The 26983-nt window shown below is 64.0% G+C and carries 21 protein-coding genes; 15 read left to right on the forward strand and 6 right to left on the reverse strand.

Annotation, left to right across the window (positions count from 1 at the left end):
* The first annotated feature begins 79 nt into the window (after window positions 1–79).
* On the forward strand, window positions 80–1729 hold the full coding sequence (locus ACFELO_RS03215) for an AbgT family transporter (RefSeq protein ID WP_440959134.1): 1650 nt from the start codon (window positions 80–82) through the stop codon (window positions 1727–1729).
* Window positions 1730–1783: 54 nt separating this feature from the next.
* Complete coding sequence (locus tag ACFELO_RS03220; RefSeq protein WP_440959135.1) at window positions 1784–2407, forward strand: glutathione S-transferase family protein; 624 nt, start codon at window positions 1784–1786, stop codon at window positions 2405–2407.
* Here the strand turns inward: ACFELO_RS03220 and ACFELO_RS03225 are convergent.
* Window positions 2404–4971 (reverse strand): ligase-associated DNA damage response DEXH box helicase, encoded by a 2568-nt coding sequence (locus ACFELO_RS03225; protein ID WP_440959136.1) that lies wholly within the window; start codon window positions 4969–4971, stop codon window positions 2404–2406. The two genes, ACFELO_RS03220 and ACFELO_RS03225, sit on opposite strands and share 4 nt — an antisense overlap.
* Window positions 4972–5074: 103 nt before the next feature.
* On the opposite strand from ACFELO_RS03225, the gene ACFELO_RS03230 reads away from it, so the two are divergent.
* From ACFELO_RS03230 to pdeM, 6 genes are all read left to right on the forward strand, one after another.
* Window positions 5075–7279, forward strand: a complete 2205-nt coding sequence (locus tag ACFELO_RS03230) for a prolyl oligopeptidase family serine peptidase (protein ID WP_440959137.1) — start codon at window positions 5075–5077, stop codon at window positions 7277–7279.
* A gap of 2 nt (window positions 7280–7281) precedes the next feature.
* Complete coding sequence (locus ACFELO_RS03235) at window positions 7282–8211, forward strand: hypothetical protein (RefSeq protein WP_440959138.1); 930 nt, start codon at window positions 7282–7284, stop codon at window positions 8209–8211.
* A gap of 79 nt (window positions 8212–8290) precedes the next feature.
* The gene (locus tag ACFELO_RS03240; RefSeq protein WP_440959139.1) at window positions 8291–9256 is read left to right on the forward strand and encodes a hypothetical protein; all 966 of its coding nucleotides are present in this window, start codon (window positions 8291–8293) and stop codon (window positions 9254–9256) included.
* Window positions 9257–9374: 118 nt separating this feature from the next.
* Window positions 9375–10136: a carbonic anhydrase gene (locus ACFELO_RS03245; protein WP_440959140.1), complete on the forward strand. Its 762-nt coding sequence runs from the start codon at window positions 9375–9377 to the stop codon at window positions 10134–10136.
* Between the two features lie 108 nt (window positions 10137–10244).
* Complete coding sequence (locus ACFELO_RS03250; RefSeq protein WP_440959141.1) at window positions 10245–11264, forward strand: ligase-associated DNA damage response exonuclease; 1020 nt, start codon at window positions 10245–10247, stop codon at window positions 11262–11264.
* Between the two features lie 39 nt (window positions 11265–11303).
* A complete protein-coding gene (gene pdeM / locus ACFELO_RS03255; RefSeq protein WP_440959142.1) occupies window positions 11304–12014 on the forward strand; it encodes a ligase-associated DNA damage response endonuclease PdeM in 711 nt (236 codons plus the stop codon).
* On the opposite strand, the gene ACFELO_RS03260 is transcribed toward pdeM, so the two are convergent.
* The 5 genes from ACFELO_RS03260 to ACFELO_RS03280 form a co-directional block, all read right to left on the reverse strand.
* Complete coding sequence (locus tag ACFELO_RS03260; RefSeq protein WP_440959143.1) at window positions 12011–12505, reverse strand: DUF3429 domain-containing protein; 495 nt, start codon at window positions 12503–12505, stop codon at window positions 12011–12013. The two genes, pdeM and ACFELO_RS03260, sit on opposite strands and share 4 nt — an antisense overlap.
* Window positions 12506–12535: 30 nt before the next feature.
* Entirely contained in the window at window positions 12536–13354 is an 819-nt protein-coding gene (locus ACFELO_RS03265; protein WP_440959144.1) for a TIGR02186 family protein, read from the reverse strand.
* A complete protein-coding gene (locus ACFELO_RS03270; RefSeq protein ID WP_440959145.1) occupies window positions 13354–14280 on the reverse strand; it encodes a sulfite exporter TauE/SafE family protein in 927 nt (308 codons plus the stop codon). The genes ACFELO_RS03265 and ACFELO_RS03270 overlap by 1 nt, the downstream gene beginning before the upstream one ends.
* Window positions 14281–14291: 11 nt before the next feature.
* Window positions 14292–17447 (reverse strand): peptidoglycan-binding protein, encoded by a 3156-nt coding sequence (locus tag ACFELO_RS03275; protein WP_440959146.1) that lies wholly within the window; start codon window positions 17445–17447, stop codon window positions 14292–14294.
* A 198-nt stretch (window positions 17448–17645) separates the two neighbouring features.
* A complete protein-coding gene (locus ACFELO_RS03280; RefSeq protein ID WP_440959147.1) occupies window positions 17646–19094 on the reverse strand; it encodes a hypothetical protein in 1449 nt (482 codons plus the stop codon).
* Between the two features lie 166 nt (window positions 19095–19260).
* Here ACFELO_RS03280 and ACFELO_RS03285 point away from each other — a divergent pair, with 166 nt between their 5' ends.
* The 7 genes from ACFELO_RS03285 to ACFELO_RS03315 all read left to right on the forward strand — a co-directional run bounded on the left by ACFELO_RS03285 (window position 19261) and on the right by ACFELO_RS03315 (window position 26949).
* On the forward strand, window positions 19261–19752 hold the full coding sequence (locus tag ACFELO_RS03285) for a MerR family transcriptional regulator (RefSeq protein WP_440959148.1): 492 nt from the start codon (window positions 19261–19263) through the stop codon (window positions 19750–19752).
* A 94-nt stretch (window positions 19753–19846) separates the two neighbouring features.
* The gene (locus ACFELO_RS03290) at window positions 19847–21628 is read left to right on the forward strand and encodes an acyl-CoA dehydrogenase C-terminal domain-containing protein (protein WP_440959149.1); all 1782 of its coding nucleotides are present in this window, start codon (window positions 19847–19849) and stop codon (window positions 21626–21628) included.
* 73 nt (window positions 21629–21701) lie between these two features.
* A complete protein-coding gene (locus tag ACFELO_RS03295) occupies window positions 21702–22868 on the forward strand; it encodes an acyl-CoA dehydrogenase family protein (protein ID WP_440959150.1) in 1167 nt (388 codons plus the stop codon).
* Complete coding sequence (locus ACFELO_RS03300) at window positions 22869–23276, forward strand: hypothetical protein (protein WP_440959151.1); 408 nt, start codon at window positions 22869–22871, stop codon at window positions 23274–23276.
* A complete protein-coding gene (locus ACFELO_RS03305; RefSeq protein WP_440959152.1) occupies window positions 23277–24485 on the forward strand; it encodes an acetyl-CoA C-acetyltransferase in 1209 nt (402 codons plus the stop codon).
* Between the two features lie 5 nt (window positions 24486–24490).
* Entirely contained in the window at window positions 24491–24760 is a 270-nt protein-coding gene (locus ACFELO_RS03310; RefSeq protein ID WP_440959153.1) for a hypothetical protein, read from the forward strand.
* Complete coding sequence (locus tag ACFELO_RS03315; protein ID WP_440959154.1) at window positions 24757–26949, forward strand: 3-hydroxyacyl-CoA dehydrogenase NAD-binding domain-containing protein; 2193 nt, start codon at window positions 24757–24759, stop codon at window positions 26947–26949. Before ACFELO_RS03310 ends, ACFELO_RS03315 begins: the two co-directional genes overlap by 4 nt.
* Window positions 26950–26983 lie beyond the last annotated feature (34 nt).

The raw sequence follows: 26983 nt of genomic DNA on the forward strand, positions 1-26983 counted from the left end.
CGGGCCCTGTATCCCTGTTCACATGTAAAAGTTTACGGCGCGCTCACTCATAAGAGCCGCTGTGGTGATGGGGAGCATCATGAGCGACCAAGCGCGCGAGACTGCGCAGACCGAACACCAGACCGGCTTTCTCGGTCTGATCGAACGGGCCGGCAACCGACTGCCGGATCCGGCTTTCATCTTCCTCTATCTGATCATCGCCATGGTGATCATTTCCGTGATCACGGCGGTGATGGGCGTGTCCGCGTTCCACCCCACCCAGACCAATCCGGACGGCTCCGCCGTTCTGGTGGAGGCGCGCAGCGTTCTGAGCGGCGCCAGCCTGCAGCACCTGCTGGTCGAGATGCCCGAGATTTTCACCGGCTTTCACCCGCTGGGTTATGTGCTGGTGGTGATGCTGGGTGCGGGCGTCGCCGAACGGGCTGGCCTGTTCGGCACGGCCATGCGCGCCGCCGTACGTGACGTTCCCAAAATGCTGCTCACCCCGGCGGTGGCGCTGGTGGCGATGATGGGCAATCTGGCCGCCGACGCGGCCTATGTGGTGCTGATCCCGCTGGCGGGCGTCATCTTCGCGGCGGCGGGCCGTCACCCAATTGCGGGCATCACGGCGGCCTTTGCGGGCGTGTCGGGCGGTTTCTCCGCGAACCTTCTGCCGGGCCAGCTGGACGCGCTGCTGTTTGGCGTCACCGAGGCTTCGGTGATCGCGATGGTGCCGGACTGGACGATGAACATTGTCGGCAACTGGTACTTCATCGCCGCCATGACGGTCATTTTCATGCCGGTGATCTGGTTTGTGACCGACCGTATCGTCGAGCCGCGTCTGGGCAAATGGACAGGCGGCGCCTCGACGGGCGCTCAGGCAGGCGATGATGATCCGGACGCCGAGCTGACCGCGGGCCAGAAAAAAGGCCTGTGGCGGGCGCTCTGGGCTGTTCTAGGCGTCAGCTTTATCTGGCTGATCATGGCGGTGGATGTGGTCGCGCTCGTGACCGGCGGCTCTGCGTCGCTCTATGGCGGGGATGTCCCGCTGGTGAATGAGGCTGCTCTGGCCGAGGGGCAGGGCATCGCCATCGCGCTGGTGCCCTTCTTCCGCTCTCTGGTGGCGGGCTTCATGATCATGTTCCTTCTGGCGGGCGTCGCCTATGGTCAGGCGGCTGGAACGGTGAAAACCCATCGCGACATCGTCTCGATGATGGCCGAAGCCATGAAGGATATGGGCTATTACCTCGTGCTCGCCTTCTTCGCCGCTTACTTCGTGGAGATGTTCAACCAGTCGCGTCTGGGCATCATCACCGCGGTCAATGGCGCGAACGCCATCGAGCAATCGGGCTTGCCGCTGCCGCTGGTTCTGGGCCTGATCGTGCTGTTCTCGGCGGTGCTGAACCTGTTTGTGGGCTCGGCCAGCGCCAAATGGGCGCTGATGGCGCCGGTTCTGGTGCCGATGCTGATGCTGTTGGGCGTCAGCCCGGAAATGGCGACCGCCGCCTATCGCGTGGGTGACGGCTCGACCAACATCATCACCCCGCTGATGGTCTATTTCCCGCTGGTGCTGGTGTTCTGCCGCCGCTGGGTGGACGGGTTCGGCATTGGTTCGCTGACGGCCAGCATGGTGCCCTATTCGATCTGGCTTCTGATCACGGGCATCATCATGACCATGGCCTGGGTCTATCTCGACCTGCCGCTGGGGCCGGGTGCGACGGTGGAATACATCCTGCCGAACGCCAACTAGTCACAAACGCCGGGGGCTCTGCTCCCGGCGTTTTCATTCCTGCCGGAGGCGATCATGCCCCTCATCCTGCACCATCTCGAGCTGTCCCGGTCCGAGCGGATCATCTGGCTTCTTGAAGAGCTGAACGCGCCTTACGAGATCAAACGCTACAAGCGTGACCCGCAGATCCGGCTCGCCCCGCCTGAACTGGCGCAGAAGCACCCTCTGGGCAAAGCGCCGCTGCTGGAGCTGGAAGACGGACGGGTGCTGGCGGAGACCGGCGCCATCGCGCAATACTTGCTGGAGCGATTTGACGCCGACCATGCCTTGCATCCCACGCCGGATGCGCCGGGACGGCTGAAATATCTGGAATGGATGCACGCGTCCGAAGGCGCGGTCTTCCTGCCCTTCCTGATGAGCACCTATTGCGAGGCGACGGGGCTGAAGGACTCCCTGCTGGACCAGTTCATGGAAGGCGAGCGCGCCAAGGCTTTCGCCCATATCGAGGCGCACCTGAAAGCCCATGACTATTTCGCAGGCGAACAGTTCAGCGCGGCGGACTGCCTGATGGGCTTCCAGCTCGATGCCATCGCCAAGCGCGGCGGCGCGAAAGACGGCTCGGCCCTCAAGGCTTGGCTGGACCGGGTGCATGATCGCAAAGCCTACAAGGCCATGCGGAAGGTGACGGACGCGGATTAACGTCCCATCGCCTCCGCAATCAGGTCTTCCTCGCTGGCTTCGGCCAGGATGGCGTCCATCGCCTCGCCATGGCGGATGGGTTCGCGGCCCACTTCCAGCATCACCGGCACGGCCAGCGGGCTAATCTGATCGAGATGCACCGCTTCCACATGACCCGCCACGCGCACCAGCGCGTCTGACAGGCGGCGCACATCCAAGAGCCCCGCCGCGGCGTCCGCCCAGGCGGCCTGCATCAGGATGTGATCGGGCTCATGATCGCGCAGGACGTTGTAGATGAGGTCGGCGGAGAAGGTGACCTGCCGACCCGTCTTCTCCTGCCCCGGAAAGCGCCGCTCGATCAGCCCGGCGATCAGGGCGCAGTTTCGAAACGTACGCTTCATCAGATCGCTCTCGGCCAGCCAGGCGTCAAGATCGTCGCCCATCATGTCTTCGGAGAAGAGCGCGCTCATATCCACGTCCGAGAGGTCCTTGCGACCCCAGACCGCCAGCGCATATTCGTTCGCCACAAAGCCCAGAGGCTGCTTGCCGAGACGCTCCAGCCGCCGCGTCACCAGCATGCCCAGCGTCTGGTGGGCGAGGCGGCCTTCAAACGGATAGCAGACAAGCCAGGACTTGCCCGCCCGCGGGAAGGTCTCCACCAAGAGGCTGTCGGGCGCAGGCAGCTTTGACTTCTGCCGCTGGATATCCAGCCAGTCGCGGACCTGTTCGGGCAGGAGCGACCAGCGGTCAGGATTGTGCACGAGTTCACGCACCCGCGCGGCGAGGAAGGTGGAGTAGGGGAATTTGCCGCCTTCAAAGCTGGGGATCTTCGGGTCTTCGGCGCTCGACCGGCTGACGAGGCAATCGCCGCCGCTGACCCCTTCAAAGCTCAATATCTGGCCTGCAAACATGAAGGTGTCGCCGGGACTGAGCTGGTCGGTGAACCATTCCTCGATCTGACCCAGCATCTTGCCGCCCATCAGGCTTGCGCCCTGTGCGCCGCCGCGGGCGACTTCATCAGGACGCACCAGACCGCGATTGCCGCGTCCGCGCTGGGGTTTGGAGGCGCCGGTGCGTCGCGCCAGCCGGACATTCAGCATCGGCGCTTCGATGATGGTGCCCACATTCATGCGGTGGCGCTGGGCCATTTCACGGTTGCGCGCCCGCCACAGACCGTCTCGGGTCTGAACGAGACGCTTGAAGCGGTCATAGCTGCCGAGCGCATAGCCGCCATCGGCGACGAAGGCGAGCACGCGGTCAAACGTCTCACGCGGCAGTTCGGCATAGGGCGCCGCCGCCGTGATCTCTTCAAAAAGCGCCTCCGCCTTGAACGGGTCCCCACAGGCGCGGCCCATCACGTGCTGAGCCAGCACATCGAGCGAGCCCGCTTTCAACGGATCGCCATCGAGCGCGCCCGCAAGCACCGCTTCGGCGGCGCAGGCGCATTCCAGATGCTCGAAACGGTTGGTGGGGACCAGCACGGCGCGGCTTGAGGCATCGAGCCGGTGATTGGCGCGCCCGAGCCTTTGCAGCAGGCGCGACGTGCCCTTGGGCGCGCCCATCTGGATCACCAGATCCACATCGCCCCAGTCGATCCCCAGATCGAGGGTGGAGGTGCACACGACAGCTTTCAGAACGCCCGCGCCCATCGCCGCTTCCACCTTGCGGCGTTGCTCGACCGAGAGCGAGCCGTGATGCAGGGCAATGGGCAGATTGTCGTCATTGATCGCCCACAGTTCCTGAAAGGTCAGCTCGGCCTGGGAGCGGGTGTTCACGAAGATCAGCGCCGTGCCCGCGCCCTTGATCTGCTCATAGACCGCTTTCATGGCGTGACGGCCTGAATGGCCCGCCCAGGGAATGCGTTCCTCGGGCGTCATGATCTGGACTTCAGGGGCCGCGCCCGCCGTTCCGCGCACGATGCGGGCGAAGCAGGCGTCATTGCCTGAACCCTGCGCCGACAGCCAGCGCGCATGGCCCATCTCGTCCTTCACGGTGGCTGACAGGCCCACCCGGCGCATGTTCGGCGCATAGCCCTGAATGGCCGCCAGCCCCAGCGCCAGCAAATCGCCGCGCTTGGAGGCCGCGATGGCGTGCACTTCGTCGATGATCACGCATTGCAGGTCTTCAAAGAAGGCGCTGGCGTTCTCCTGCGCGCAGAAAAGGGCGATCTGCTCGGGCGTGGTCAGAAGAATGTCCGGCGGCCGGGCGCGCTGGCGCGTGCGTTTGCTGGCCGGGGTGTCGCCGGTGCGGGTCTCGACGCGCAGATTGAGACCCATCTCCTCGATGGGCGTCATCAGATTGCGCGCCACATCCTGGCTCAGAGCCTTGAGCGGGCTGATATAAAGCGTGTGCAGGCGGTGGGGGCGATCCTTGCCCTCGCGTTCTGAAATCTCGGCCAGATCAATCAGGCTGGGCAGGAAACCGCCCAGCGTCTTGCCGCCGCCTGTAGGTGCGATCAGCAGCGCAGCCTCGCCGGCCTGAGCGGCGGCGACCATTTCGCGCTGGTGCGCGCGCGGAGCCCAGCCCCGGCTGTCAAACCAGGCTTCAAACCGTTCCGGCAGGGCGGGGAGGCGGGCGTGCTTCATCGGTGAAAGAGATAGCATGCGGGAGGGGCGGGCACAGTCTTTCCTCAGCGCGCATCCCGCCCTAGTCTGCCGCGCAACATAATAACCTTTGAGGAGACGCCTGATGCGCGCAGCCCTGTTCGCCTTTGCATCCGTTCTGGCCCTGACCGCCTGCAGCCAGCCGGCGGCGCAAACCGACGCGTCTGCCGATGCCGATGCGTCCGCCCCTGCGACAACGCAGATCGCGGCGCCGGTCTATCCCGAAACGCGCACGGTCGATCAGGTGGATGTCTACGCGTCGGCGGCCGAGGGCGAGGTGGCGGTGTCTGATCCCTATCGCTGGCTGGAACAGGATGTGCGCGAGTCTGAAGACGTGGCGGACTGGGTGAACGCGCAGACCGAGGTCACCAACGCCTATCTTGATCAGTTGCCGGGGCGGGGCCGCATCGCCGCGCGCCTGTCAGAGCTGTGGAATTACGAGCGCTATGGCCTGCCCGCCAGCCGCCAGACCGAAGCGGGTCTGCGCTATTTCTTCAACCGTAATGACGGGCTGCAAGACCAGTCGGTCTTCATGGTTCAGGACGGGCTCGACGGTGAAGCGCGCCCGCTGATCGACCCCAATGAATGGGCGGCGGACGGCACGACCGCGCTGGCGGGCACGGTGCCCAGCCCGGATGGAACCAGGCTTGCCTATCTGATTGCTGATGGCGGCTCGGACTGGCGCTCGATCCGGGTGCTCGACGTGGAAACCGGTGAAACCCTGTCTGACGAGATCGAATGGGTGAAGTTCTCACCCTTGAGCTGGGCCAAGGATGGCTCGGGCTTCTTCTATTCGCGCTATCCGGCGCCGGAAGAGGGCGAGGCCTTCACCGCGCTCAATCTCAACCAGGCGATCTATTTCCATGAACTGGGGACCGATCAGAGCGAGGACGTTCAGATCATGGCGGATCCTGACGCGCCGGAAGTGGGCTGGCGCGGCTCGGTCAGTGATGATGGCCGCTATCTGATCATTGGTTCGTCCACCGGCACCGATGGCAATGGCGTTCACATCCTCGACCTTGAAGCCGAGGGCGCCGAGCCGGTCGAGATTTTCGAGGGTTTTGGCAACAACCATTCCTATGTGGGCAATGACGGGGAAACCTTCTGGTTCCTGACCGATCTGGACGCCCCCAATGGCCGGATCGTTTCGGTGTCCCTGTCTGATCCCTCAGCCCTGACCGATGTGGTGGCCGAGGGCGACGGCCCGATCACCGGCGCCAGCCATGTGGGCGGTCATCTGATCGTCGAGACCATGCGCGACGTGGCGAGTGCGGTCAGCGTCTATACGCCTGCGGGCGCCTTCGTGCGCGAGGTGGACCTGCCGGGCCTGGGCGTCGCGTCCGGCTTTGGCGGCGATCCGGCGCGCAGCGAAACCTTCTATTCCTATGAAAGCCTGAACCAGCCGCCAGCGCTCTATCGCTATGATGTGGAGACGGGGGAGAGCGAGGTCTTCCGCGCCCCGGACCTGACCTTCAATCCCGATGACTATGTGGTCAGCCAGACCTTCTATGAGAGCACGGGCGGGGCGCGCATCCCGATGTTTGTCGCCCACCATCGTGATGTGGACCCTAATGGCGCTCGCCCGACCCTGATCTATGGCTATGGCGGCTTCGCCATCACCCGCCGCCCCGATTTTGACGTGCGGCGCCTGCAATGGATGGAAATGGGCGGTGTCTACGCCATCGCCAATCTGCGCGGCGGTTCGGCCTATGGCCGCGACTGGCACGATGCCGGGCGTCTCGCGAACAAGCAGAACGTCTTTGATGACTTCATCAATGCCGGTCATGCCCTGATCGATATGGGCTGGACTAGCCCGGACCACCTCGCCATTCATGGCCGTTCCAATGGCGGTCTGCTGGTGGGCGCGGTCGCCAATCAGGCGCCGGACCTGTTCGCCGCGGCGCTGCCGGCGGTGGGCGTGATGGACATGCTGCGGTTCAACCAGTTCACTGCAGGCCGGTTCTGGGTGGATGATTATGGCAGCCCGCAGGACCCGGAGATGTTTGACGTGCTCTATGGCTATTCGCCCTATCACAACATCCCCGAGACCGGCGATTATCCCGCGACGCTGATCACCACCGCCGATACCGATGACCGCGTCGTGCCGGGCCATTCGTTCAAATACGCCGCGGCCCTTCAGGCGGCTGAGACGGGCGACGCCCCGACCCTGATCCGCATTGAAACGCGTGCAGGCCATGGCGCCGGCACCCCGGTCTCCAAACTGATCGAGGAAGCGGCGGATCGCTGGGCCTTCATCGCCTACCACACCGGTCTCGAGATCGAGGACTAGTCATGGGGGACGCCAGCCAGCGCCTGAAAGCCCTTAAGGCCGCCCTCGACAAGGGGCAGGAGAAGCCGGACCGATGGTTTGCGATCTTTCTGCCCACAGTGAGGCCAAAGCGGGGTTTTGAGTGGCTGGCGTCCGCCTGTCTGTTCTCGCTTGAAGGGTCGCCGGATACGCTCGCTGACGCCTTGCGAGACCGCTATCAGGCTCTGGCTCAGTATGTGGGCGGCATGCCGCTTCAGCTGCAGTGGGCCGAGGCGGCGCTGACCTTGCGCCTGGGCATCGACCCGCACGTTTATGGCGGGTTGCGCAATATGCCGGATTTGGGGGCTCGTCCGGCAATGGCTCTGTGCGCGCTTGATGCCCGACTTGATAATGCCGCCGCCCAAGTGAATGCCGTACGCAAGGAAATCCGCCCCTGGATGACCAATTATGTGACCGGCATTGATGGTTTGATGGCGGCGTATAGCGCGGCTCATGTCGCGCGTGGGGACTGCCCGGACAAGGCGCGTGCGGCGAATGAGCGAGCCGAAGCCGTGTTTGCAGCGCACAAGGCTGCAAAGAAAGCCAGCAAGGAGGGCGCGCGCGCCTGCGCCGCGTTTGGCGAAGACCCCGAGCGCGTGCTGGAGCGATTTCTGGGTCTGTTGAGCGCTGCGGAGAGCTTCAGGGCGCTCAAGCGTGTTCAGACTGGATTGCTGCTGGAATGGGCGTGTTACGGCCTTGGCGAAGCAGAGGCCGAAGCGTTGGAGCGCTGGCTCCACATTGCCGGGGAGTCCAAGCGGACAGACCGACGCATGCAGGCGCGTCTGGCCTTCCTGCTCTGGGCGGGTGATGCACAGACGGGGGCGTCGCTTCGGCTCGCCATTGCGGCCACCGCTCTTTCGGCGGAAGCGGCGCTGACATCGGCGGAGGGCGCGGATTCAGGTAGTGGGGTCTAAGCACGGCGTCGGTCGCAAGTTTTTGCCTTCCGTCCTGCTCCCCTGTAGTCTTGAGCCCTACAGGCCAGACGAGGGTTTCATGAGCGATACGGATTATCTTCAACGCCTTGAGGCTCTCTACCAAGCATTCAGGGATGGACGCCCGCGGCCTGACTCACTCGCGTCCTGGCTGTCATCCGCCTGCCTTCTGACCCATGACAGCGATCCGCAAGCGCTTGTGGCGCTGGTGCGCGCCAAGCATGAAGAGATCAAGGCCGGGGTGGGCTGGCGTTCGCCAACAGGCGCGCTGCGCTGGCTTTATGCAGCGATGCTGGCCCAGAACGACATCCCCGTGGAACGCTTCCTCGCCGCGCGCCGGGCCTTGCGCGATTGCTTGTCCTGGTATGAGCGCAGCAAATTGTATGCGGGGGGCTCGCGGGCGGCGCTGATGCTGTGCGTCGGCTCGAGCGAGGACACGCCGATTGAACAATTCCTGGAGATGCGCGCAAGGCTCTCTCCACCCTGGTGGCGCTCCAATGCGGCTATCACTGATACCTATGCTGCGATCCACGCCGCACGCGGCGATGATCCGTCAGAGGTTCTGGCGCAGCGCGAAGCGGCGGAGGCCGTCTTCCGCGCCCATCCGCGGTCTCGCGGGCATGCCCGAGATGGCGGCAAGATGTGTGCGCTGTTGAAGGTGGATCCACAGGAGGCGATGGCGCGATTTGAAGCGCTTGATGCTGCACGCGAGATCCACAAGCCTTTGCGGCGCTACGGCTTTCGCCAGCGTTACGTGCAATGGGCCATTCAGGGATTGAGCGTGGAGGACGCCCTTGCAATCGATGCGGTGCGTCAGGCCCTGCCGCGGTCAACACCCACCATTGCCGATGCGCGCACGGCGCTGGCGCATCTGGTTCATACGGCCGGGCGTTCGGGCCTGCAGGACGGGGCGCTTAGCGCCATGGACGCGGTCATCGCCGCTCAAACCGCCATGATGGTGTCAGTCATCACCGCCAGCACGGTTGTGACCACCGCCAGCTCGAGCTCGAACGGGTCTGGTGCTTAAGGTTGAGTTAGCCATCCTCCGCGCAACTCTGTGACGCGTCATTAACTCCCCCTGCTCAACACTCCCGCCAGCGCTGAAACAGTGCGCGTTTCCATAATCGGGACAGTTGGAGTGGGATATGCGTAAGAGTTTACTGGGGTCTGCGATGGCGGCGTCGGCCGTGCTCGCGCTGGGCGGCGCGGCGATCGCGCTCGATCATCATGGTCATTCTTCCTGGAGCTATGACGGTGAGGGCGGCCCGGAGCATTGGGGCATGCTGTCAGCGGAATACGCGAGCTGCTCCTCCGGTCATGAGCAATCGCCGATCGACCTTCATGCGGTGAGCGATCATGAAGATTCCGTCCCCGAGCTTCATTGGGACGACGGTGACGCGTCAGTGACCGACAATGGTCACACCATCAAGGTTGATCTTGAAGACGCGGGTTCTCTGCATCTGGGCGACCGGGAGTATGAGCTGGTCCAGTTCCACTTCCATGCGGGCAGCGAGCACACTGTGGATGGCCATCAATATCCACTGGAAGTTCACTTCGTGCACGTGTCCGAAGACGGTCATCTGGCTGTGGTCGGCGTCTTCTTTGAAGAAGGCGAAGCGAACCCGGCGCTGGATGAGATCTGGGCTGCAATCCCGCATGAGGGTGAGCACCATGAAGTCGATGATGTCGACCCGAGCGCCTTCCTGCCGGCCGATCACAGCGCCTGGCGCTATGCCGGCTCGCTGACCACCCCGCCGTGCTCGGAAGGCGTCGCCTGGACCGTCATGCAGACGCCGATCTCTGCATCGGCGGAGCAGATTGCGGCCTTCGCATCGCACTATGATCACAACTACCGCCCGGTTCAGCCGCTTCATGCGCGGCGCCTGGCTGCGGGCGGTCTGCACTAGCACAGCCCGTAAAGGGCGGCGCCGCTCTCTCTCCCCCCTCAGCGGCGCCGCCACCTTACGGTCAGGTCTCAGGTTTCCCGGTCACTGAAGACGGCCTATGTCTTCTGCATGATCCGACCTGACCAGCTTCTCAAGGAAACCGAGCGCGGCCTGTGGTGTGAACCCGGAGGCTTCTTCATTGATCCCATGCGGCCCGCCGAGCGGGCTCTGGTCACCCACGGGCATGCCGATCATGCCCGCGCCGGGCATGCGCGTGTGCTCGCGACGCCAGAGACCCTCGCCATCATGGCGGCGCGCTATGGCGAGGATTTCACCCCCGATCCGGTTCCTGTCCGCTATGGCGAACGCCTGAAAATCGGGGAGGTGGAGGTCAGCTTTCATCCGGCGGGGCATGTGCTGGGCAGCGCCCAGATCCGGCTGGAATGGAAGGGGCTCGTGATCGGGGTGTCGGGGGATTACAAGCGTCGTCGTGATCCGACCTGTGCGCCATTCGAAGTCTTTCCCGCCCATGTCTATGTGACCGAGGCGACGTTTGCGCTGCCGGTTTTTCGTCATCCGGATGATGCGGGCGAGATCGCCAAACTTCTCAAAAGCGTCCGCCAGAACCCGGACCGCACCCAGCTTGTCGGCGCGTATGCGCTGGGCAAGGCGCAGCGTGTGATCTGCTTGTTGCGCGAAGCGGGCTATGACGCGCCGATCCATATTCATGGCTCCATGGAGCAGCTCTGCAAGCTGTACCATGATCATGGGGTTGAGCTGGGCCCGCTCGCCAAGGCGACCCTGAAGGATGGCGAGGGGGAGAAACAGGACTTCGCCGGGAAGATCGTGATCGGTCCGCCATCCTCCTTCCAGACCGCCTGGGCAAGGCGTTTTCCCGATCCGCTGGTCAGTTTCGCCTCGGGCTGGATGCAGGTGCGCGCCAGGGCAAGACAACGCGGCGTGGAACTGCCTTTGATCCTGTCAGACCATGCCGACTGGGACGAGCTGACCCAGACCGTGCGCGACGTGAACCCCGAGGAAGTCTGGATCACTCATGGCCGCGACGATGCGCTCGCGCGCTGGGCCGAGCTTGAGGGCTACAAGGCCCGGCCATTGTCGTTGGTGGGATATGAGGACGAGGATGAGTAGCGCCTTGCCTCGGCCCGCCGGGCGCGCCTAACTGACGCCATGACCTCGCCGCAACGCACGCCCCTTGCCGACCCCGTCACCATGACGGTGAACGGCGCCCGCCTGATCGCCGATCCGTCCGGCGTCGCGGTGTTGGCGGATGAGGGCGTGCTGCTGGTCAGTGATCTGCACTTTGAAAAGGGCAGCGCCTATGCGGTGCGTGGCCAGTTCCTGCCCCCCTATGACACCCGCGCCACCTTGCGGAAACTGGCGGACGCTATTGCTCTTTATCAGCCGCGACGCGTGGTGGCTTTGGGCGACAGTTTTCATGATCTCGGTGCGGATGACCGCATGGCGCCGGACGATGCGGACGCGCTGTCTGAGCTTGTCGCGTCGGTTGAGGACTGGCTGTGGATCGAGGGCAATCACGATCCCAAACCTCCCGCCCGCTTTGGCGGTCGCGCCGGGTTCGAGCTTGATCTTGGCCCGCTGCATCTGCGTCATGAACCGCAGGCGGGAGATTATCCCGGTGAGATCGCGGGGCATCTTCATCCTTGCGCCAAGATTTCCGGGCAAGGGCGGCGGGTGCGGCGGCGCTGTTTCGCCACCGATGGCGCGCGGCTGATCCTGCCCGCTTTCGGGGCGTTCACGGGCGGGCTGAATGTCTGTGACCCCGCCTATGCGCCACTCTTCCGCGTACGCCCGCACGCCTACATGCTGGGCCGGGACCGGGTCTATGCGGTCAGCGGCGCCCGGCTTCTGGGCGACTAGAGGCTGAAGGTTGGCGAGCTGCGCACGAAGGCAGTCAGCGCCAGGCACAGCACGACCACCGCGGTCAGGAAGAAGCGCAGCGGCATGTACCAGCCGGGGAAGGTGGCGCCGCGAATGGCGGTGCGGTCCCACAGGAACTGGATCACAAAGCCCAGGATCAGAAGGCCCCAGCCGACCAGCTCCAGATCGAACGGCAGGCCGGGCCGGTTCCAGACCTGGATCACGACGGCGACCCAGCCTGACAGGCTGAGGAGGATGGAGAGCAGCATCACGCCCGAGCGCGGGGTGTCGCTGCGAATGACCAGCTCGCTGGCCCAGCGTCCGCCCGCCAGGAAAGACAGGATGACAGCGGCGTAGACCGGGAGGGCCGTCGCCGCCTGCAAGGCCGCCTGACCGCCCGCCATCACGCCGATCGCGCCCGCCAGGAAGGGCAAAAGCCCGCCAAAGCCGAGGATCAGGACCAGAGGGGGAGCTTCGCTAAGACGTTGCATGACAGGCGCCTCGTATCAGGGATCAAACCGTCAGCGCCGCTGGGTGACCGCGGCCGCCGTCCATCCCGCCAGCATGGCCAGAAGGACCGAGATAAAGGCGTACACGACCGGACGGTTCTGGGCCAGATCATAGATGGTCCGCTCGACGCCCGCCTTCACCACAGTCAGATCCGTGCGCCTTGTTGCAATGGGTTGTCCATCCCGGAACAGGTACACATCTGCGTTATAGGTGCCGGTGGGGGTGGTCGGCGGCAGGATCACCCGCGCCCGGAACAGCCCGCCTTCCAGAAGCTCGACGCCGCCCGGCGCCTCGCCATAAAGGCCGCGCCGCGCCTTGTTGCGCACCAGCGCCGCGCGATAGTCCACGATCTCGCCCCCCAGATCGGTCACCATCACATTGCGCACCCCGAACAGGGTTTCACGGCGGATGCTTTCAGGGGCGTAGAGCCGCACATGGTCCATGCCGATCTGGTTGCGTCGCAGGGCGGAAAAGCTGGCGAAATCGGACAGCGGTCGCGTCGAGGCCACGGCGTAGTAACCCGCCACATCCTCAAACCGGACCGGCGCGGCGTTGATCCAGATGCCCAGGACGCGGCGCTTCTGCATGACCCGAAGATCGCCCGCCGGGCCGCGCACGGCGACGACGATGTCATCACCTTCCTGCAATCCGGTCGCCGCGCCATAAAGCGTGAGTTCGGCCCCGGCGAAGGTGGAGCGGATCTCCACCACATCCTCGGTCAGGGCGGCGGCGATCTGGGCCGGAGGCTGCACGCCTTCAGGCGGCGCTGCGAAAGCGGTCACGCCAACAGCGGCGATGAGGAGCAGGGCGAGGCTGAACTGTCTGAACATCACTGCCCCCCCGGCGCGTCGATCAGCACGAACAGGTCGGCGGGCGTGCTGGCAAGATCCCAGGCCAGTTTCAGGCAGACGCTGACCACGATCAGGGCGAGGAGGGCGCGCAGCTCTTCTGCGGGGATCTTGCTGGTGAAGCGCGCGCCGATCTGCGCGCCCACCACGCTGCCCAGGATCAGAATGCCCGCCAGAACCATGTCCACAGTCTGGTTTTGCACCGCCTGCAGGAAGCTCGTCAGCGCAGCGACGAAGAGGATCTGAAACAGGGAGGTGCCGATCACCACATTGGTGGGCATGCGCAACAGATAGATCATGGCGGGGACCATGACGAAGCCGCCGCCAACCCCCATCAGCGCGGCCAGCCCGCCGACCAGAAAGCCGATGGCGATGGGCGGGATCACGCTCATATAGAGGCCGGAGACAGCGAAGCGGGTCTTGAAGGGCAGGGCGTCAATCAGGCCGCGTTTGCGGCGCTTGGGCCGGACCGGTCCGCCTGCGCCCCGGCGTCGGCGAATGGCGTTCACGCTCTCCACCAGCATCAAACCGCCGATAACGCCCAGAAAGCCGACATAACAAAGCGAGATGACAAGATCGATCTGACCCAGACGCTGGAGCAATCCGAAGAGCTGGACGCCCGAAATCGAACCCGCAACGCCGCCGATCAGGAGGATCAGCCCCATCTTCACATCCAGCGTCTTGCGCCGGAAATGGGCAAGCGCGCCGGAGACCGAGCTGGCGACGATCTGGTTGGCCTGACTGGACACAGCCACGGCCGGAGGAATCCCGAGGAAGATCAGGATCGGGGTCATCAGGAAGCCGCCGCCCACCCCGAACAGGCCCGACAGAAAACCCACGCCCAGACCCAGGCCGAGCAAGAGCCACAGGTTCAGCGAAATCTCGGCTATGGGCAGGTAGATCTGCACCGCGCCGCGCCCTAGCCGGCGGCGGCTTGTTCAAGCCGTGAGAGCAGGGTGCTGTCCACCCGGTCTGACACGGTCAGGCCTTGGGAGCGGCGGAAGTCGCGAATGGCGTTGCGTGTGCGCGAGCCCATCATCCCGTCTGCGGGTCCAGGCTGATAGCCCAGCTGGGACAACAGCGCCTGCGCCCGGGCGATTTGCGCAGGACTGGCGACAGCGCCGGTTTCCCAGGGCTGGGGCGCGTACTCGCCCTGAGCTTCAGGATCAGAGGCGCGCGGGGTGAAGTTACGGGCGACGGATTCTGCGGCGGCGCGCTGTTCCGGCGTCAGCATGGAACGCAGTTCGGCGGCGGAATTGCGCGCCTCGGCGTCACCGGAATTGGCGGCGATGGTGAACCAGGCATAGGCGTCAGCCGGGCTTTGCGGCACGCCGAAGCCTTCCTTGAACAGGAGCGCGATATTCACCTGGCTGTCCACGAGACCATAAAGCGCGCCCTGCTCGAACCAGCGCGCGGCGGTAGCCTGGAATTCGGGCGTGGATTCGGCGTTGATGAACATGCCGCCAGCATCATGCATGGCCTGCACATTGCCGTTCTCGGCGGCGCGCGCCATCCAGTCGCGGGCCGAGGCCGGGTTGGCGGGCACGCCTTCGCCATTGGCCAGCATCAGCGCAAAGCGGCGCTGGGCGGCGGGAATGCCTTGCTCTGCGGCGCGGCGCATCAGGGCGGCGGCGTCTGAATAGCGTTGGTCTTCAAGCTGCTGCAGCGCCAGCTGATAGCGCGCCACGGCGTCGCCGCTGGCGGCCGCGCTTTCAAGGCTCGGCGCTTCATCCACGGATGAGGCGCGCGGTTGCGGCGCGGCTGCAGGGGCAGGGACCGGAGCCGGGGTCGGAGTGAGGTCCGCCTGAGGCTGGGCATTGTCAGCCTCACCCGGCGCAGCTTCGGCTTCAGGCGCTGACAGTGCTGCAGCCTCGTCCTGCGCAGGCGTGCGCAAGGCTTCGGGCGTAGGCTCGGAGAGGTCAGCCGGTTCGGAGAACAGGTTCGACAGGGAGGCGGAGGGGTCTGCGGTCAGAGCGGAGTCTTCAGGACCGTTGATCGCCTCGAGCACCAGCATGCCTGCCGCCGCGGCGATGGCCAGGAAGCCGAGCGCGCTTGCGCCTAGCAGCAGCGTCTTGTTGGAGCTGCGCTTCTCTTTCTCGACCGGCGGTGTCCAGCCGGCTTCGCCGCCACGATTGGCGCGAACCTGCTTGCGGGCCTTGGCCAGGAAGTCTGCATCCGCGGTTGCGCCCATGGCGGCGGGTTTGCGCGGGGCCGGGGCCGGTTCGGGAGCCGGTTCCGGCGCACGGTTCTGCGGTGCTGGCTGGGGCTTCGGCGTTACAACCGGGCCGGGCTCAGGCCGGGTGAAGGAAGAAGGACGCGCCGGTTCCGCCTTGATGTCGAAATCATCATGGGCGGGCAGGGCGAAATCGTCATCCGCATCTTCATTGCTGACCCAGTGGTCAGGGGCTTCGGGCAAGGGCTTTGAGAAGTCATTGATGGCGTCGTCGGCTTGCTGGACGATAGCCTTGGACTCTTCCTTGTCCTTGGACTTGCCCTTGCGGCCTTCAATCGCTTCCAGTCGAATCGCCAGCGCATTCATCGCCTTCTGAACAGGCGAGAGCGCTTCGGATGTGTCCTGACGGGCCTGATCCAGACGCTCGTGCAGGCCGGTCATGGCCTGTTCGATGCGCTGGGCCGTGCGTTCTTCAGAAGCGCGAATCCGGGTTTCAAGATCCTGCTCGGAATTGGTCGAGCGAGAATGTTCGAGACGTTCAACAACCTGGGCCATGCGTTCGCCCGCTGCTTCGACCGCCTGCGCTGACCGATGCTCAGCCTGCTGCACGCGATCTGCCAAGTTTTCCCCAAGCTTGGCCACCTGTTCGCCAATCCGCCGCATGGCGACAGTGTTGTCCTGGCGAACTTTTTCGAGACGCGCTTCGATGTCGGCGCGATCTTCTTTTGATTGTCGTTTGGCTTCGGCTTCGTCCAGACGGCGCTGAAGACGCTGCTCGGACCGATCCAGTCTCTGGTCCACGGCGCGCGCCAGTCGGGCCACTTCCGCGCCAATGCGCTGAAGGGAGTCAGACTGGCGCTGCTCAGCGGCGCGCAAACGTGTTTCCGCATCCGCCAGCGCGCGCTCAAGTCGCGGGCTGTCAGCGTTTTTGGACACTTCGGCGATCTGACGCGCACATTCGCTGCGCGTATCACGGATTACGTCGGCGACCTCGCGCGCCAGCGCATCAATGCGGCGCTGGACGTCTTCATCCTTGAGCGCGTTCGACTGGACGCTTTCCAGCTGACGCAGGCGCGCATCAAGCTTTTCCTGCGATCCCGCCAACGCTTCAGCGGCCCGTTGGGTGGCGCTTTCAGCAGAAATGATGCGGCTTTGCAGCGAACGGGACGTGTCCTGCAAATCAGAGAGCAGCGACTGGGTGCGCTCATCTCTGGTCTCGACCAGATCGCGCAGGGCGCGGGTCTCGTCGGTCAGGGTCTTTTCGGTGTCTTCCAGACGCTGGCCCAGCTTTTCAAGGCCCCGCTCGGCGCTGTCGCGACGGCGTTCTTCCTTGTGCGCCAGATTATCCAGCTCGGTGCGGACATCGCGCTCTGTCTCGTAAAGACGGCCCGCCAGCTTGCCGACCGTGGTCTCGACCGCTTTCACCGCTGCCGGGTCCGCGCCATTGCCGGTGCCGGTGCGTTCCAGACGCCTCACGCGATCAAGCAGTTCGTCCTGCTGCGCGCGCGTGCGTTTGAGCGCGTCCTGCGCGCTTTCGCCATCCTCATCCACGCTGTCCTCGATCATGTCGAGGCGGCGCGAGATCGCGGTGACGGACTGATCGATATGTGACAGCGCCTGTGTGGAGCGACGTTCAGAGGCTTCAAGCCGGTCGGAGAGACGCTGAACCAGCTCGCTCAGCTGGTCGTCATGACCGGGACCGCCATCATCGCCGCCGCCGAAACCGGGGAAGCGGGAGAGTTGGTCATCCCAGTCCTTGGCGTTGTCGGACACGCCGTCATCCATGATGACACGATTGAGCCATTCGCCCAGCGTCATACCCTCACGCCTCGCCGCAGATTTGGCGAGGGCGCGGGCGCGGGGATCAATCCCCTTCACACTCCAGGGCGCCACAGGCGGCATGCCGACTCATCTCCATTGTCCAGCCTCGACCCTATAGACGCGGTTAATATTGTGTAAACCAGTCTGGCGGGCGCCATATCTGGTATTTCCACATGGAATCACCGCTCCGGCGGGCGAACGCACGGACCCAACTCTGAATCAAGAGCAGGTGATGCGGTTAACGCCTCGTAAATCTCTCTTAAACTGGAGAGAATCTGATCACTGAACCGGAGTGGAGGAGGCGGAAGGCAGCCAGTAGGGAGCCAGTTCGCTCATGCGCGCTTCCAGAAGGTCGGCCTGAGCCAGCGGCGTATCGGCCACCGGGCGGGGCAGTCGTCGTCCCAGGTCAAACAGGGACCAGGCCGGCGCCGGCGCCCCGGCCGCCAGATACCGCTGGCCAAGCTGCCAGTAGGCGTCGGGGGCGTAGGGGTCGAGGATCAGGGCTTCCGCCAGCAATTGCGCGGGATCAAGGTCGGGACGCGCTTGCAGTCCGACCCGGCCCCAGCTGATCAGGGCATTGGCCGTCAGAAGGCGCGCGGCGGCGCCGGCATGGCCCTCGCGGTCGATGAAGGGCGAGATGAGCTCGACCGCGCGCGCCGGATCATTCTGCGCCAGAGCTTCCAGGCCTTCAGAGAGGGCGCGGAAGTCTTCATCCTCACGTCCTTGCAGGGCCAGGGCGCTGGCATAGGCGCAGGTCAAACGCTCAGAGCCGATGGAGGCTTCGGGGCAGGGGCCGAAATTGTGGGTTTCCTGCAGCTGGACCAGCAGCGCGCCAGCATAATCGCTGTCTTCCTGAAGGCTCTGGCTTTCGTCAAAGAAGTCCTGAACGCTGGGCTCGGCCTCGCTCGAAAGGGCCTCTTGCGCCGCATCAAGAACGCGGCTGAGCCGATCCGCGCCCGCGTAGATCATTGTCGCGTCCTCGGGCAGGGGCGGCAGAAGGGGCGGATCGATCTCGGTTTCATCCACGCGGGTCCAGCGCTCAAGGCGGCCTGCCGGGCTGTCCGGGCTGTAGACGATGAAGCTGAAGGCGCAGGGAAACTGCGCGGACCGGGACAGTCGGGCCAGAATGTCGGGATGGATGGGCGCCACATAAGGCAGCCAGGCCAGGGCGCTGGCGGAATGGGGCGCGTCAAGTGCGGGCGCTTCGCACGCGCTGTCCTCGCCGCCATAATCGGCGGTGAACACCAGCTCGTCATTATAGAGCGCCATGAATCCATTGGCCGTTTCGGTCAGGGCCATGGAGCCGCTCTGGCTGGCGACGCCGGTCGCCGCTTCCAGCCAGACCCGGTCAAAGGTGCCCGCGCTGCCGAAATTGATGACCTCGCGTCGGCCGCCTTCGCTGAGCGCCACATAGATGTCGAGATGGCGCCGCGCTTCGGCGTACAGGCTGGTCTTGATGATGTCGGTCTGGTTCGGCGCCTGGGCGAAGAGGGCACGGTCGCCGGCGTCCAGCCACATCTGCGCGCCTTGTTCGGTCACCCAACTGGCCCAGTCCTGACCATAGCGGACGCTGCGGGTCCGCTCGCCGCGCACCGTGTTTGTGCTGACCGATGAAATCTCGACCTGCCAGACTGCCGGGACCTCGTCGGGAATGGCCGGCGCGGTTTCGCTTTGCGCCCAGGCTGTGGGCAACAGGAAAAGGCAGGCGGCGAACGCGATCAGGCGCATTTGCAAATCCTTGGCCGGGAGAACGGCGAGTCTGCTTCAGTTAACCGCCAAATCAATCGAGGAATGCGGCGGGGTCAAGGCGTCTATAAGACAAGGTTGAGGGCGTCGCACGGATGTCATGAGATTGACGTTGACGTTCACGTCAAGGCGCATACACTCCCCCGCCATGACTCAGACCGCGCCTTCTGATGTTGAACTGTCCATCCGCGAGATCGCGGAGCGGTTCGACGTAACGCCGCGCACCCTGCGCTTTTACGAGCAGAAAGGCCTGCTCAATCCCAAGCGCCGGGGCGGGTCGCGCTGGTACTCTGCTGCGGATGTGGCGCGTCTGTCGCTGATCCTGCGCGGTCGCCGCGTCGGCTTCTCGCTGGAGGAGATCGGTGAGATGCTCGATCTGGAAGCGCTCGCCGCCCGGTCGCACGAAACCCTGTCGCGCAATCTCAAACGGTTCCGCGCGCGCATTACGGTGCTCGAACAGCAACGCAATGATATTGAAGACGCGCTGGCGGAACTCAATGCGGGCTGCGCCTGGCTTGAAGAGCGGCTGGCCGACCGCGAGCCGTCTGAAGACATCAAGCGCCGCGCCGCCGCCTTCGAAGCGCTGGCGTCCGCCCGACTGACGCAATGGTCCGGCCATGCGCCGGACGATCCGATATGACGCTTTCGCGAAGAGCTTGTGACAGGGCTCGACGCGCACCGGCCGACATGGCCCCATACCTATAACCACCTCGACCCCTACGGAGACGGTCCCCATGCCCGACTACAAGGCCCCAAATCGAGACCAGAAGTTTGTGCTGAACGAGCTCTTGAATGTTCAGCAATACAGCGACATTCCCGGCTTCGCGGATGCGTCCGAGGATATCGTCAACGCCATCCTGGAAGAGGGCGGCAAGTTCTGCGAAGGCGTTCTGCACCCGCTCAACAAGGTCGGCGACCATGAGGGCTGCAAGCTTGATGACGGCGTGGTCACCACCCCGACCGGCTTCAAGGGCGCTTATGACCAGATGACCGAAGCCGGCTGGACCGCACTGTCCGCCCCGGCCGAGTTCGGCGGTCAGGCGCTGCCGCACTATCTCAACCTCGCTTTCAACGAGATGGTCACCAGCTGCAACATGGCGTTCGGCATGTATCCGGGCCTGACCAACGGCGCGGCGCAAGCCCTGCTGGTGGGCGGCACCCAGGAGCAGAAAGAGCTCTACCTGCCGAAAATGTTCTCCGGCGAATGGTCGGGCACCATGAACCTGACCGAGCCTCATTGCGGCACCGATCTGGGCATGCTGCGCACCAAGGCGGTTCCGCAGGGCGACGGCACCTACAAGATCTCCGGCCAGAAAATCTGGATCTCCGCCGGCGAGCACGAGATGAGCGGCAATATCGTTCACCTGGTGCTGGCGCGCGTTGAAGGCGCGCCGCAGGGCGTCAAAGGCATCTCGCTGTTCGTGGTGCCGAAATACCTGCCGGACGCCGACGGCAATCCGGGCGAGCGCAACTCGCTCAAATGCGGCGGCCTGGAAGAGAAAATGGGCATTCACGGCAACGCCACCTGCGTCATGAACTATGACGAGGCGACCGGCTGGCTCGTGGGTGAAGAGAACAAGGGCCTCAAAATCATGTTCGTCATGATGAACGAGGCGCGTCTGGGCGTGGGCCTGCAGGGCCTGGGCCTGGCGGAAACCGCGTACCAGTACTCTGTGGCGTTTGCGAAAGACCGTATCCAGGGCCGCTCCCTGACCGGTCCGAAGAACCCGGACGGCCCTGCCGACCCGATCATCGTGCACCCCGATGTGCGCCGCATGCTGATGGACCAGAAAGTGTTCGTGGAAGGCGCGCGCGCCTTCACCTACTGGACCGCGCTGCAAGGCGATCTCGAGCACAAGGCGACCGATGAAGCCGTGCGCGAGAAAGCCGGCGATTTTATGGCGCTGCTGACCCCGATCGTGAAGGGCTACCTCACCGACAAGGGTTATGAGAGCGTCTCCACCGGCCTGCAGGTTCATGGCGGTTCGGGCTTCACCCGTGAGTGGGGCATCGAACAGCTGCTGCGCGATGCACGCATCACCCTGATCTATGAAGGCACCAACGGCGTTCAGGCGCTTGATCTGGTGGGCCGCAAGCTGGCCATGGCCGGCATGCGTCCGATCAACTCCTTCTTCGGCGAGCTTGATGATTTCATCGCCGAGAACCAGGGCAATGCCGACCTCAAGCTCTATGTGGACGGCCTCGCAGACGTCAAAGCCAAGCTCCAGAAAGCCACCAACTGGCTGGTCGAGAAGGGTCTTGAGAACTTTGACAATGCCGGCGCGGCCTCGACCGATTACCTGCACCTCTTCGGCCTGACCTGCTTTGCCTATATGTGGGCGAAAATGGCCAAGGTGGCGGCAGCCAAGAAGGGCGACAGCGACCCGATCTACGCGACCAAGCTCATCACGGCGAAATACTTCGTCGAGCGCTGGCTGCCGCAGGCGGACGCCCATCTGGCCCGCATCGAAACCGGCGCCGAGACCATGATGGCCCTCGAAGCCGAGGCGTTCTGAGACTGACTGCGAAAAGCCCTCCGTCCCCGGGATGGAGGGCTTTTTGCCAAGACACTTCTGGGAGGAGACAGAAATGACGGCGCAAGTCCTCAATGTGCCCAAGCCTGAATGGCTGGACCAGGAAGACGTGAACATCTTCGACGGGGCTGTTCGCAGCTTCATCGAAAAGGAAGTCCTGCCCCATGGCGACCGCTGGGAGAAAGCCGGCGTCGTGGATCGCGAGGTCTGGAACAAGGCGGGCGAGAACGGGCTTCTGTGCCCGGCCGCGCCTGAGGAATACGGCGGAGCGGGCGGCGACTGGCGCCATGACTACGCTTTCCACATGGCCATTTCGGAAATGGGCGTGGATGGCTGGGGCGCGAGCCTGCACAATTCCATCGTGGCGCCCTATGTCTGGCATTACGGCACCGAAGAGCAGAAGCAGCGCATCCTGCCCAAGCTGATCTCGGGCGAGTATGTCGGCGCGATCGCCATGACCGAGCCGGGTGCGGGGTCTGACCTGCAAGGCATCAAGACCACGGCCGTCAAGGACGGCAATGGTTACAAGATCAACGGGTCCAAGACCTTCATTACCAATGGCGGCACCGCGAACTTCATCGTGGTCGTGGCAAAGACCGATCCCAAGGGCGGCGCAAAGGGCACCTCGCTCTTCCTGATCGAGACTGACGGGCTGGACGGCTTCCGTCGCGGTCGCAATCTCGACAAGGTTGGCATGAAGTCCCAGGACACCGCCGAGCTGTTCTTTGAGGACATGAAAGTCCCCGCCGAAGCCCTGCTGGGCGAAGCGGAAGGCCAGGGCTTCTTCCAGCTGATGGAACAGCTGCCGCAAGAGCGTCTTCAGATCGCGGTTCAGGCCGTGGGCATGATGAAGCGCGCCCTCGCCGAGACCATCGCCTACGTCAAGGAGCGCAACGCGTTCGGCAAGCCGGTGATGGGGTTCCAGAACACCCAGTTCAAGCTCGCCGAGCTGAAATCCAAGGCGACCATCGCCGAGGTTTTCGTCCAGCATTGCTCTGATCTTCTGATCAAGGGCCAGCTGGATGCGGCGACGGCGTCGATGGCGAAATACTGGACGACGGACATCCAGTGCGAGCTGATCGACGAATGCGTCCAGCTGCATGGCGGCTACGGCTTCATGAATGAATACCCGATCGCCCGCATGTGGCGGGACTCGCGGGTGCAGCGCATCTATGGCGGCACCAACGAGATCATGAAACTGCTGATCGCCCGGACGCTGTAAGTGACGCGCGGACAGATCATCGTGCTGGCGGCGAGCGGCCTTCTGGCCGCTTGCTCTCAGAGCGCCCCTCAGGCTGAGACTGAGCGGCAGTCGCCGCGTGAGTATTTCGAGCAGACCTTTTCGGGCCGCTGGGGCGTTGACGCCAGCTGTTCCGAAGAGGGCATGTTCCGGTTCTCGCCCGATCATCTGACGCTGTACGAACGGTCCTGCGAGGTCATCGGCCTGACCCGCAATTCCGACCGCATGTCGGTGCGCACGCGCTGTCAGGAAGAAGGCCAGCCCATGGCCGACAATACGCACACCCTCTTTCTCGTCTCTGACGACACAATTCGCGTCGAGGACGGGCATTACGAATGGATACGCCACGCCTGCGGCGCGGTGGAAGCCCAAACACAGGGAGCCCAGTAAATGACTGAAGCTTACATTTATGACGCCACGCGGACCCCGCGCGGCAAAGGCAAGAAGAACGGCACGCTTCACGAAGTGACCGCGCTTCAGCTCGCCACCCAGCAGCTTGAAGCCATCCGTGAGCGCAACAATCTCGACACGTCCTTTGTGGACGACGTGATCCTGGGCTGCGTGTCGCCGGTGGGCGAGCAGGGCGCGAACATCGCCCGCGCCGCCGCGATCAACGCCAACTATGCCGAGACCGCCTCGGGCTTCCAGGTCAACCGCTTCTGCGCCTCCGGCCTTGAAGCTGTGAACCTCGCCGCGGCGAAAGTCATGTCCGGCGAAGCCGACATGGCCATTGGCGGCGGCGTGGAAGCCATGTCCCGCGTGCCGATGGGCTCTGACGGCGGCGCCATGGCGGTCGACCCGGAAATGGCGTTTGACCATTACTTCGTGCCGCAAGGCGTGTCCGCCGACCTGATCGCCACCAAGTACGGCTATTCGCGCGACGATGTGGACGCCTATGCGATTGAATCCCAGAACCGCGCCGAAGCGGCCTGGAAAGAGCGTCGCTTCGACAAGTCCATCGTGCCGGTGAAAAACCAGCTCGGCCTCGTCCAGCTTGACCATGACGAGCACATGCGCCCGGGCACCGACATGCAATCGCTGGCGAGCCTCAAGCCGTCCTTCAAGGACCTGTCGGCGTTCGTGGGTCTCGATAAAGTCGCGATGCAGAAATATCCCGACATCGAGAAGATCAACTTCGTCCACCACGCCGGCAACTCCTCCGGCATTGTGGATGGCGCCGCCGCCATCCTGGTGGGCACCAAGGAAATGGGCGAGAAGCTTGGCCTCAAGCCGCGCGCAAAGATCCGCGCCATGGCCTCTATCGGGTCCGAGCCGACCATCATGCTGACCGGTCCGGCTCCGTCCGCCCGCAAGGCGCTCGCCAAAGCCGGCATGAGCCCGTCCGACATTGATCTTTATGAAATGAACGAGGCGTTCGCGTCTGTGGTTCTGCGCTTCATGGAAGATCTCGGCATCGAGCACTCCCAGACCAACGTCAATGGCGGCGCGATCGCCATGGGTCACCCGCTGGGCGCAACCGGCGCGATGATCCTCGGCACCGTGCTCGACGAGCTTGAGCGCACCGGCAAGGGCACCGGCCTCGCCACGCTTTGCGTCGGCGGCGGCATGGGCACCGCAACCATTATCGAGCGCGTCTAGAGCCAATGACTGATCCCGCACCAGAGGTTCAAGAGGACAAGACCCCGTCAAAACCGGGCGGTCTGCCAATCGGCTTGCTGATTGGCGTCGTGCTGGGCTTTGCGCTCGGTCTTCTCAGAGGGGATGTCGCTTCCGGCGCCGGCCTGGCCGTCGCTTTCGGCATCTGCTTCTGGATCCTCTCTCCACTGGTCCGGAAGATCCTCGATCCCAAGACATCTGACGACGCCGCTGAGGACAGCGACAGCGCGTCATCACAGGAGAAAGACTCCAAATGACCTATACGCATTTCAAATTCGAGGTGGACGGCGACGGCATCGCGCTCATCACCTTTGACTCACCCAACGTCTCCATGAACGTTCTGTCCAACTCCGTCATGCAGGAGATGGGTCAGATCGTCGAGAAAATCGGCTCTGACGACGCCATCAAAGGCGCGGTTATCACGTCGGGCAAGAAAGCCTTCTGCGCGGGCGCGGACCTGTCCGAGCTGGGTGGCGGCATGGCCGACCTCAAGGGCCTGTCCGAAGACGAAGCGAAATCCAAACTCTTCGACACCGCTTACCGTCTGAACCAGTCGCTGCGCGCGCTGGAAACCTGCGGCAAACCCATCGCAGCCGCGATCAACGGTCTGGCGCTGGGCGGCGGCTTTGAAGTCACCCTCGCTTGCCATTACCGCGTCATGGCGACCGACACCGGCGCCAAGCTGGGCCTGCCTGAAGCGCTCGTTGGCGTTCTGCCGGGCGGCGGCGGCACCCAGCGTCTGCCGCGCCTGATTGGCGTCATGAACGCCGCTCCGGTCATGCTGCAAGGCAAGCAACTGGACGCGGACACGGCCAAGGCGCAAGGCGTGGTCCATGAGATCGCACCGCTGTCCGAGATCGTCGCCAAGGCGAAAGAGCTCGTCAAAGCCGATCCGATGGGCGGCAAGCAGCCCTGGGATCAGGACAAGTTCAAGATCCCCGGCGGCGGCCCTTACCACCCCGCCGGCCTGCAGGTCTTCATGGGCGCATCCCCGATGCTGCTGAAAGAGACCTACGGCAACTACCCGGCCCAGCGTTACATCCTGTCCTGTGTCTATGAAGGCCTGCAGGTCCCGATGGACGCCGCCCTGCGCATCGAGAGCCGCTATTTCACCAAGCTGCTGATGCGTCCGGAAAGCCGGAACATGATCCGCTCGCTCTTCCTGTCCAAGCAGGCGCTTGAAAAAGGCGCGCGCCGTCCGGCCGGTGAAGAGAAAGCCGAGATCAAGAAGATCGCCGTCATCGGCGCCGGCTTCATGGGCGCCGGCATCGCTACGGTCTCCGCTCAGGCGGGCATCGAAGTGGTGCTGATCGACGTCAATCAGGAAGGCGCGGACAAGGGCAAGGCCCATGTGGCGGCGCACTTCGCCAAGGGCGTCAAGCGCGGCAAGCTCACCCAGGAGAAGGCGGACGAGAAGACCAATCTGGTCACCGCGACCACCGATTACTCGCTCCTCAAAGACGTCGATCTCGTGGTCGAGGCCGTGTTCGAGAATTCCGAGCTCAAGCACTCCATCACCAAGGCGGCGGAAGAGCACCTGCCCAAAGACGCGATCTTTGGCTCGAACACCTCGACCATTCCGATCACCTCTCTGGCAGAAGCCTCTTCGCGTCCGGAGAACTTCATCGGCGTTCACTTCTTCTCGCCGGTCGAGAAGATGATGCTGGTCGAGCTGATCGTGGGTGAGAAAACCGGCGGTCGCGCTATCTCGATGTGTCTGGACTTCGTGGCCAAGATCAAGAAGACCCCGATTGTCGTCGCCGACACCCGCGGCTTCTACGCCAACCGCTGCGTGATGCGTTACATCGAGCAGGGCATGTACATGCTGACCGAAGGCGTGAAGCCGGCCCTGATCGAGAACGCCGCCAAGATGGCCGGCATGCCGGTCGGCCCGCTCTCGCTGCAGGACGAAGTGGCCATCGATCTCGGCTACAAGGTGCTTCAGCAGACCAAGAAGGATCTGGGCGATGCGTTCGAGGACACCCCGAACGCGGAAGTCATCGAGAAGATGTACGAGCTGGGTCGCTATGGCCGCAAGAACCAGAAGGGCTTCTACGTCTATACCGACGAAGGCAAGCAGCTCTGGGACGAGCTCGATCAGTTCGCGCCGAACGGCAAGCTGCTCGACGAGCAGCCTGAGGTTCAGGAACTGAAGGATCGCATCCTCTACGCCCAGGCGCTGGAAGCGGCCCGGACGATGGAAGAAGAGATCGTCGCCGATCCGCGTGAAGCCGATGTTGGCTCCATTCTCGCCTGGGGCTTTGCGCCCTATACCGGCGGCGTGCTGAGCTTCATCGACACCATTGGCGCCAAAGCCTTCGTGGAACGCGCCGATGCGCTGAAAGCCAAATACGGCGCACCGTTTGAAGTGCCCGCCCTGCTGCGCGAGATGGCCAGCAAAGGCGAGACCTTCTACGGCCGCTTCGCTCCGGCGAAAGCTGCGTAAGGCTCAGGCCTGACCAGAAAAGAGCCCCCGGCGC

Source organism: Oceanicaulis sp. LC35, from assembly GCF_052055585.1.
In the GTDB taxonomy this organism is placed as follows: domain Bacteria; phylum Pseudomonadota; class Alphaproteobacteria; order Caulobacterales; family Maricaulaceae; genus Oceanicaulis.

Excerpts from the sequence above, each read along its gene's own strand:
- ACFELO_RS03315 (WP_440959154.1), top strand. The coding sequence starts at position 24,757 with ATGACCTATACGCATTTCAAATTCGAGGTGGACGGCGACGGCATCGCG.
- ACFELO_RS03260 (WP_440959143.1), bottom strand. The coding sequence starts at position 12,505 with ATGCAACGTCTTAGCGAAGCTCCCCCTCTGGTCCTGATCCTCGGCTTT.
- ACFELO_RS03250 (WP_440959141.1), top strand. The coding sequence starts at position 10,245 with ATGATCCGACCTGACCAGCTTCTCAAGGAAACCGAGCGCGGCCTGTGG.
- ACFELO_RS03225 (WP_440959136.1), bottom strand. The coding sequence starts at position 4,971 with ATGAAGCACGCCCGCCTCCCCGCCCTGCCGGAACGGTTTGAAGCCTGG.
- ACFELO_RS03245 (WP_440959140.1), top strand. The coding sequence starts at position 9,375 with ATGCGTAAGAGTTTACTGGGGTCTGCGATGGCGGCGTCGGCCGTGCTC.
- ACFELO_RS03290 (WP_440959149.1), top strand. The coding sequence starts at position 19,847 with ATGCCCGACTACAAGGCCCCAAATCGAGACCAGAAGTTTGTGCTGAAC.
- ACFELO_RS03275 (WP_440959146.1), bottom strand. The coding sequence starts at position 17,447 with ATGCCGCCTGTGGCGCCCTGGAGTGTGAAGGGGATTGATCCCCGCGCC.
- ACFELO_RS03220 (WP_440959135.1), top strand. The coding sequence starts at position 1,784 with ATGCCCCTCATCCTGCACCATCTCGAGCTGTCCCGGTCCGAGCGGATC.
- ACFELO_RS03240 (WP_440959139.1), top strand. The coding sequence starts at position 8,291 with ATGAGCGATACGGATTATCTTCAACGCCTTGAGGCTCTCTACCAAGCA.
- ACFELO_RS03215 (WP_440959134.1), top strand. The coding sequence starts at position 80 with ATGAGCGACCAAGCGCGCGAGACTGCGCAGACCGAACACCAGACCGGC.
- ACFELO_RS03305 (WP_440959152.1), top strand. The coding sequence starts at position 23,277 with ATGACTGAAGCTTACATTTATGACGCCACGCGGACCCCGCGCGGCAAA.
- ACFELO_RS03235 (WP_440959138.1), top strand. The coding sequence starts at position 7,282 with ATGGGGGACGCCAGCCAGCGCCTGAAAGCCCTTAAGGCCGCCCTCGAC.
- pdeM (WP_440959142.1), top strand. The coding sequence starts at position 11,304 with ATGACCTCGCCGCAACGCACGCCCCTTGCCGACCCCGTCACCATGACG.
- ACFELO_RS03265 (WP_440959144.1), bottom strand. The coding sequence starts at position 13,354 with ATGTTCAGACAGTTCAGCCTCGCCCTGCTCCTCATCGCCGCTGTTGGC.
- ACFELO_RS03295 (WP_440959150.1), top strand. The coding sequence starts at position 21,702 with ATGACGGCGCAAGTCCTCAATGTGCCCAAGCCTGAATGGCTGGACCAG.
- ACFELO_RS03230 (WP_440959137.1), top strand. The coding sequence starts at position 5,075 with ATGCGCGCAGCCCTGTTCGCCTTTGCATCCGTTCTGGCCCTGACCGCC.
- ACFELO_RS03280 (WP_440959147.1), bottom strand. The coding sequence starts at position 19,094 with ATGCGCCTGATCGCGTTCGCCGCCTGCCTTTTCCTGTTGCCCACAGCC.
- ACFELO_RS03310 (WP_440959153.1), top strand. The coding sequence starts at position 24,491 with ATGACTGATCCCGCACCAGAGGTTCAAGAGGACAAGACCCCGTCAAAA.
- ACFELO_RS03285 (WP_440959148.1), top strand. The coding sequence starts at position 19,261 with ATGACTCAGACCGCGCCTTCTGATGTTGAACTGTCCATCCGCGAGATC.